This window comes from Moorena sp. SIO3I6 (assembly GCF_010672095.1).
Genome location: NZ_JAAHHU010000077.1, coordinates 25,016 through 31,986, shown reverse-complemented (window position 1 = coordinate 31,986; position 6,971 = coordinate 25,016). Strand labels below are relative to the sequence as shown.

The following is a 6,971-nucleotide window of genomic DNA, read 5'->3' as shown; positions in this document are numbered from 1 at the left end:
GCCGGACGAGCCATTTACGACTTAAACAAGCAAGTATATCGAGTCCGGGAACTCTCCCGAGAGCCCTTACCCATGGAACGGTTACGGTTTGCCAATCAGCGAGAAGAAACAGCAACCCGCTTCTTAAGTAACAATGCCGTACAAGTAACCTCAGTAAAAGACGCTGGAGGTACACTCCAGCTACAGGGAAATGTCACAGATAAAAGCAAAACCTATAATCCCGTTTTGACAATTGATCGTGATGAACGTATAATAGCAGCAGAGTGTACCTGTAATTGGTATCAGCAAAATAAGCTGTACAAAGGTCCTTGTGAACACATTCTGGCGTTGCGGATGCAGCACGCTCGTCAGTATCAATAAATCACGTCCATTCCACCAGTTGGTAAACAGCCTTGCAATCTGGGCGGTGGATCGCCGTCCCTGCGATAAGTTCAACCACGCATCACTAGCCTGCTCGTGACTGTGCGGGCTGTCGGGTGCTATCGCTATTACGGTTTCGTTTTCTTAAAACTAATTAGCGATAGCACCCGAGCCCGCTTGAGTTGAGCAGTCTAGTCCGAGGGAGTTTACGAAGGGGTAACCAACGGAGTAGGCGTGATTTTTTTGTATAGAGCTAATCATTAATGGTATCACAAATAACCTTCAACTAACCTTAAAAACTATAGCCTTTTTCCTAGCTATGAGGTACACAGGATTTTTTCCATCTTCCGACTTCCCTCTTCTTTCTTACCTACTCCCTGCTCCCTGCTCCCTAAAACCCAAGAATTTGTACCTTACCCAATTGCAAACTGCTATAAAAACCCATGTCAGACCAACCCCGTACCCGTCAGGAACTCTACGATCGCATCCGCCAAATTGGAAAAGAAGAATTCGTCCTCGAAGAAATGATTCGCTACGGATTTTGGCCAGCACAAGGTGAGATGCCAGAAGATCCAGCTGATGAAATTCGACGGCGGGGAGAACTCCAGCGAGAACTAGCCCAACTGCGTCAAGAAAGTAAGAAACTACAAAACGAACAAGCACTGCGTAAGCGCTTGCTAAAAGAACGGTTAGCAGAGTCCAGGCGTAAGCGTCAGGAAACCAAAGAAAGACGGGAACAACAACGGCTCGAACGTGCCCAAGCGTGGGCTATACGCCAGCAACAGGAAATACTCTATCTCGGTGAGCAAGTATCCCCAGGTCTAAACCATACCGAAAGCGATCGCATACGATTAGAAACCTATAAATTACCCCTGCTTAGCACAGCTCAAGAAATTGGTCAAGCCATGGGGATTACCCTAGGACAGCTACGCTTTCTCGCATTTAATCGCAAAACCGCCACCATATCTCACTACATTCGTTTCAAGATTCCCAAAAAAACCGGTGGAGAGCGATTAATTTCCGCACCCAAACCAAAACTAAAACAAGCACAACACTGGATTCTCAGCAACATACTAGAAAAACTAGAACTAGACAATGCAGCTCACGGCTTTCGACGCGATCGCTCCATAGTAACCAACGCCCAGCCTCATGTTGGTGCTGATGTCATTATCAACATTGACCTCAAAAACTTCTTCCCATCCATTTCCTACCCACGAGTCAAAGGACTTTTCCGGTCATTCGGTTATTCAGAAGCAGCAGCAACACTATTTGGATTACTATGTACAGAAGCCGACATCGAAGAAGTCGAACTAGATAGCAAAACCTACTACGTAGCCACAAGCGATCGCCACCTCCCCCAAGGCTCCCCTGCTTCACCAGCCATTACCAACATATTGTGCCGTCGTTTAGACCACCGACTAACCAACCTAGCCACAGACTTAGGCTTTATTTACACCCGCTATGCCGATGACCTCACCTTCTCCGCCTCCGGTGATAGCCTCCGCTTTATCGGTAAACTCCTAAAACGCACCAGCTCCGTAGTAGCTAACGAAGGGTTTACTATCAATCAACAAAAGACCCGAATCCTACGCAAATCCCAACAGCAAGAAGTAACAGGAATTGTAGTCAACCACCATCTCAATATTTCCAGAAAACAATTAAAACGCTTCCGTGCTACCCTCTATCAAATCGAAAAAGACGGTCCAGACAGCAAACACTGGGGAAACTCCAGTAATGTAATCGCAGCCATTCAAGGCTACGCCAACTTCATCGCCATGGTCAATCCCGAAAAAGCAGCCCCGTTTCAAGCACAAATCCAACGCATCAAAGAGAAATGGTTATCTAATCAGCATTAGGTCTCAGCTTACTTATTTTTGAATTAAGAATTAAGAATTAAGAATTAAGAATTAAGAATTAAGAATTAAGAATTAAGAATTAAGAATTAAGAATTAAGAATTAAGAATTAAGAATTAAGAATTGTGCATTCTACATTCTACATTCTACATTCTTCATTCTGATAGACAACTTTGGCCAAAAGGCCACGCTACCCGAACAACTTACCGCTTACCTCGTAAATTTATCACCTCCTTATGTACACTCATACCAATCTGAAGAGACTGATTCAGTAAGCGACCATACTCACCAGTTTCCTCACTCAGATCAAAAGCCATCAAAGTAGCCAAATTATCATCAAGATTGCTTAACAATGCCTGACGACCTTCAATTAAATTATTATGACTTCTGATTAAATTTTCCACTTGTAAAGCATTAACTAAACTTTTTTTAGTAATAGCGAGAGATTTAATTACTTTTCTCCGGCTTTCAGAGTGCTTGAACTCAGTAATTGAGCCCTCAATTGCCTCTATTCGTTCAGCTAAATCAATCGCTTTAATCACACCATTATAGTTATCAACCTGATCCATTAACCTAACCAAAGACTTAATTCGCTTTCCTTGTTTATAAAGATATACATTACCAATCACTATCCCTGAAACAAACAATCCCACCAGTATAGTAAATAGCCCAGTTATCCCAGCCTGGTCTTCAGGCAAATTGCCTGAATTTTTCATAAAAATCAGGATTGGAGGCAAAAATAAAATTAAACTCAGACCCAATATAAATATCTCAGTTAACAGAATCGATAACATATTCTTAGGCTTCTTAAATATAAACCCCCGACAAAAATCAATAGCCACCAGCTTAGCAAAATTCAGATCTACCAGGTTTCTGATATCCTCTGACGTAATCTCTAAATTACCTAAATTTGATGACATATCATCTCGCTCCTGTTAACCATTTTATGATATCTTGTACCAATCCCAATCACTTGCGTAGGGTGCGTTAGGGGCGGACTTGCCCTTATTTTCAGCCTCGTAGCCAGGGTTGGCATAGTCCGCCCCGTAACGCACCACCCTTGGGCGAGCCCTCATTTTCCCCCTCTTCGAGCCTTGTTCGGAAAGCTCGTCCGGAAATGAAACGGGCAAGATGCCCATTCCACCAAGATGCCCATTCCACCAAGATGCCCGTTCCACCCACCGTGTCAAATAGCTTTAATGAGATGCACCCAAACCACACTGCGAAGAAATCAAGTCCTCTTACTTGCACCCAAGCAATCCCATCCGTTATCGATATAAGAAATAGCGCTGCGCGCAGCGCTATACCTGCCACAAGTGTGGCTTCAAAATAGCAAATCAATAGTAAGCCTTAACCCCAACCCAGCATTCTACCAATTAACTGCAACACATGCATATAAAAATTACTCTCTAGCTCGCGAAATAGGGCAAAAGGTTCCCCAGGAGCTCCGAAGAATGGTCTGAGGGTCCATCCCAATTGGCTACCAACAAATCCATAGAGCACTAACCAAGCTTTAAGAATCCTAGTGCGATATTTGTTTTCTTCAGCTTCTTGCTCAGTGATCAATCCCATGCATTGGTAAAACACATTGACACCAATTAACCCAGTGATGCCAAATATTACTATATTTAAGAGCTGAAAAAATGTATAATCATCAATCGAGAGACGGAAAAAGAGAGTGATAGGAGCAAAGCCAAATAGCATCACACTAATCACAGATGTCGCCGCCAAAAGCAAAGCTAGGTACTGCCCAAAACTACGTTTAGAGCCTGAGCTAATCTCAAAAAAATATAAAGTCGGTAAACAAATCAACAGCGTTAAAAGGTATAGCGCCGGTAATTTGATAGCTGAAGAGATAATCTGGAGGGGGCCACTAAACGAGCCGATAATTGCACCATAAATCCCAAAAAATGCCGAGCTAGCAATCAATAAAGAGATAATCTTGATATCAATCCTAATCCCTTGGTCAACCTCCTTCAGGAATCTTTGGCGATCGCGCAAAAACTCCATAAGCACAGTAAAGTGGTTCATGACCTACTCCTAATTAAAATTTAAAGCTACAAGATACAGCCACCTAACACGTTCAGCCACCTAGGATAAAATCTAGTAATATAGCACTAATTTTTACTAGCATTAGTGCTTACCACAATAATCGATGGATTTACCATTGCCCATGCCAAATTGCCATTGGCAACTAACTCACTGTTATATATATAATTACTTCACGGGATTTGACCTCCTTTCCGTAAAATAAACTGCTAATTAACATGGGATGACCCCATAGGAATCATCAGATTTGGGTCATATACAACTGATTTTGATAACTCAAGGTATCAGCAAATGATTTCCGTTACAATCCTCACTTGCTGCCATACAACAACCCATAACGAATCAACCCCCGGCGATACCCTCGACTCATCAACCCCATCGACAGTGCCGCTTCCACAATTTTCCAATTACTTTTAAGCAACCCTAAAATCGCTTTCGGCTCAAAAGCAGAATCAATCACAATATCCCAAAACGGTTCAACCGCATCTGACCAATCCGCCGTCCGAATAGTTTGGAAATTCAAATTGCCAGCAATTTCCTCATACTCCTGCAACGAAATCACATAAGGCAAACAATAAACCCGATAAATTTCAGCCAAATGCTGCTGTTCATCTGTTGTCAATTGTCCCGTCGCCAAGGTGATCGGACGGTGACACCAAGTTGCCATTAAAAACCTTCCCCCAGGTTTAAGCACCCGATAACATTCTTGAAGAAACTGTTGCTTATCCGGCATATGTTCTCCACTCTCCATCGACCAGACAAAATCAAACGTTTCATCAGCAAAAGGCATATCCAAAGCATTAGCAACCTGAAACTGAACCCGTGTCGCCAACCCAGCCTCTTGCGCTCGTTGAGTTCCTCGTGATGCTTGAACTGGACTTAAGGTAATGCCAGTAACATTTGCTTCAAACTGTTGCGCTAGATAAAGTGAACTGCCACCAATCCCACAACCGACATCCAAAATAGTACTAGCTTGCTCCACTTCAGCCCAACAGAGCAATTCATCAATCAAGTCAATTTGTGCCTGATATCGGTTTTTCCTCTCAGTACCCGCCCAGCCATAATAGCCATGGTGCATATGTTCACCCCAAACTGCTTCCCACAAGCCAGAAGAGGCATCATAAAATTCCTGAATCTGTTTTTCAAGACTCAATTTTTCAAGACTCAATGTCATATTATGTCCAGTAGCATCGTTCCGTATCACCAACTATAGCGGTTCTCAGTTCCATAAACCATACCCAATTCGACGGGGGCAGGCCGTGGGCTGCTACTAAGGGAAAAGGGTCTTGACAGATGGTAAATCACAAATGAACAATGACAAAGACAAAGGACAAAGACAAATCACAAATGACCAATGACTATTCCCCGAACCATTTGCCTTGGATTCCTTTCCGTAATTGCCATCGGAACTGTTTTGCTAATGATGCCATTTGCTGCTAGTGATGGCACATGGACTAACCCGATGGTGGCACTATTCACCTCAACCTCTGCTGTCTGTGTTACTGGTCTAGTGGTTGTCGATACTGGCTCCTATTTTTCCTTTTGGGGACAGTTGATTGTGCTTGCCCTCTTCCAAATTGGCGGTTTGGGCTATATGACCACCACCACATTTCTCATTTTAATACTGGGGCGCAAGTTCAAATTAAAGCAGAAAATCGCCATTCAACAAGCCTTAGATAGACAAGGTTTACAAGACAGTGCAGCATTAATTCGTTCCATCATTGCCACAGCAATAATTTTTGAAATCACAGGGATTTTTCTACTTTTACTAGTGTTTATTCCCGATTATGGATTATACCAGGGACTCTGGTTAGCCATTTTTCATAGCATCAGTGCTTGGAATAATGCTGGATTTAGTCTTTTTCCAGACAGTTTAACAAGTTATCAGTCATCTCTTCTACTGAACCTAGTGATCACAGCTCTAATTATCTGCGGTGGCATTGGTCAACAGGTAATTTTTGAGTTTTATCTTTGGTTGCGCGATCGCATGCTCCGACGACGTCAGTCTCTGGAATTTTCCCTGAATTTTAAAGTAGTCACTAGCACCACTATCTTTTTGTTGATAGTGGGAGCAATCGCATTTTTATTCATCGAATTTAATAATTATAACACTCTAGGACCTTCAACATTATCAGACAAATTTATCAAAGCCTGGTTTCAGTCAGTGACCACCAGAACCGCAGGCTTTAACACCATTGATATTGGTAAAATGACCACAGCCGGGTTATTTATTACCATTGCAATGATGTTTTTTGGAGCCAGTCCAGGAGGAACAGGTGGTGGCATCAAGACTACAACAGTAAGAATTTTAGTTAGTTCTACCAAAGCAATTTTACAAGGCAAAGAAGAGGTTTATCTATATAAGCGCCAGGTGCCAATTGAGCTAATTCTAAAAGCCATTGGAGTCTTAGTCGGATCATTCGCTACAGTAATTCTCTCAACACTTTTAATTTCCCTAGCTGAGCCAAATATGGATTTTATTGAGATTTTATTTGAAGTTGTCTCAGCCTTTGCTACTGTCGGTCTTTCCACAGGGATTACCCCAGACGTTTCTACCTGGGCAAAGCTAGTGTTAATTGGAACGATGTACATTGGCAGGGTTGGAGTTTTGTTGCTCATGGCATCCCTACTAGGAGAACCCCGTCCCAGCGCAGTTCAGTATCCAGAAGAAAACTTACTTGTGGGATAATCCTAGGTAAAAGGTATAC

7 protein-coding genes are annotated in these 6,971 nt (G+C 42.7%); 3 read left to right on the top strand and 4 right to left on the bottom strand.

All coding sequences use genetic code 11. The features are described from left to right. Together F6K49_RS21300 and F6K49_RS21295 are read left to right on the top strand one after the other, a co-directional pair. A partial coding sequence (locus tag F6K49_RS21300) for an SWIM zinc finger family protein (protein ID WP_293099823.1) occupies positions 1 to 360 on the top strand: 360 nt, incomplete at its 5' end. Between the two features lie 443 nt (positions 361 to 803). Continuing rightward, positions 804 to 2,216 (top strand): reverse transcriptase domain-containing protein, encoded by a 1,413-nt coding sequence (locus F6K49_RS21295; protein WP_293080369.1) that lies wholly within the window; start codon positions 804 to 806, stop codon positions 2,214 to 2,216. 201 nt (positions 2,217 to 2,417) lie between these two features. Here the strand turns inward: F6K49_RS21295 and F6K49_RS21290 are convergent, their stop codons facing one another. The 4 genes from F6K49_RS21290 to F6K49_RS21275 form a co-directional block, all read right to left on the bottom strand. After that, positions 2,418 to 3,134 (bottom strand): hypothetical protein, encoded by a 717-nt coding sequence (locus F6K49_RS21290; RefSeq protein WP_293064579.1) that lies wholly within the window; start codon positions 3,132 to 3,134, stop codon positions 2,418 to 2,420. 91 nt (positions 3,135 to 3,225) lie between these two features. After that, entirely contained in the window at positions 3,226 to 3,555 is a 330-nt protein-coding gene (locus F6K49_RS21285) for a hypothetical protein (RefSeq protein WP_293018749.1), read from the bottom strand. Between the two features lie 9 nt (positions 3,556 to 3,564). Beyond that, positions 3,565 to 4,245 (bottom strand): actin-binding WH2 domain-containing protein, encoded by a 681-nt coding sequence (locus F6K49_RS21280; RefSeq protein ID WP_075897757.1) that lies wholly within the window; start codon positions 4,243 to 4,245, stop codon positions 3,565 to 3,567. Between the two features lie 328 nt (positions 4,246 to 4,573). Then, on the bottom strand, positions 4,574 to 5,437 hold the full coding sequence (locus F6K49_RS21275) for a methyltransferase domain-containing protein (RefSeq protein WP_293018860.1): 864 nt from the start codon (positions 5,435 to 5,437) through the stop codon (positions 4,574 to 4,576). 180 nt (positions 5,438 to 5,617) lie between these two features. On the opposite strand from F6K49_RS21275, the gene F6K49_RS21270 reads away from it, so the two are divergent. Beyond that, a complete protein-coding gene (locus F6K49_RS21270) occupies positions 5,618 to 6,952 on the top strand; it encodes a TrkH family potassium uptake protein (RefSeq protein ID WP_293099818.1) in 1,335 nt (444 codons plus the stop codon). Positions 6,953 to 6,971 lie beyond the last annotated feature (19 nt).

Coding starts and splice junctions, on each gene's coding strand:
- F6K49_RS21295 (WP_293080369.1), top strand. CDS start 804: ATGTCAGACCAACCCCGTACCCGTCAGGAACTCTACGATCGCATCCGC.
- F6K49_RS21290 (WP_293064579.1), bottom strand. CDS start 3,134: ATGTCATCAAATTTAGGTAATTTAGAGATTACGTCAGAGGATATCAGA.
- F6K49_RS21280 (WP_075897757.1), bottom strand. CDS start 4,245: ATGAACCACTTTACTGTGCTTATGGAGTTTTTGCGCGATCGCCAAAGA.
- F6K49_RS21275 (WP_293018860.1), bottom strand. CDS start 5,437: ATGACATTGAGTCTTGAAAAATTGAGTCTTGAAAAACAGATTCAGGAA.
- F6K49_RS21270 (WP_293099818.1), top strand. CDS start 5,618: ATGACTATTCCCCGAACCATTTGCCTTGGATTCCTTTCCGTAATTGCC.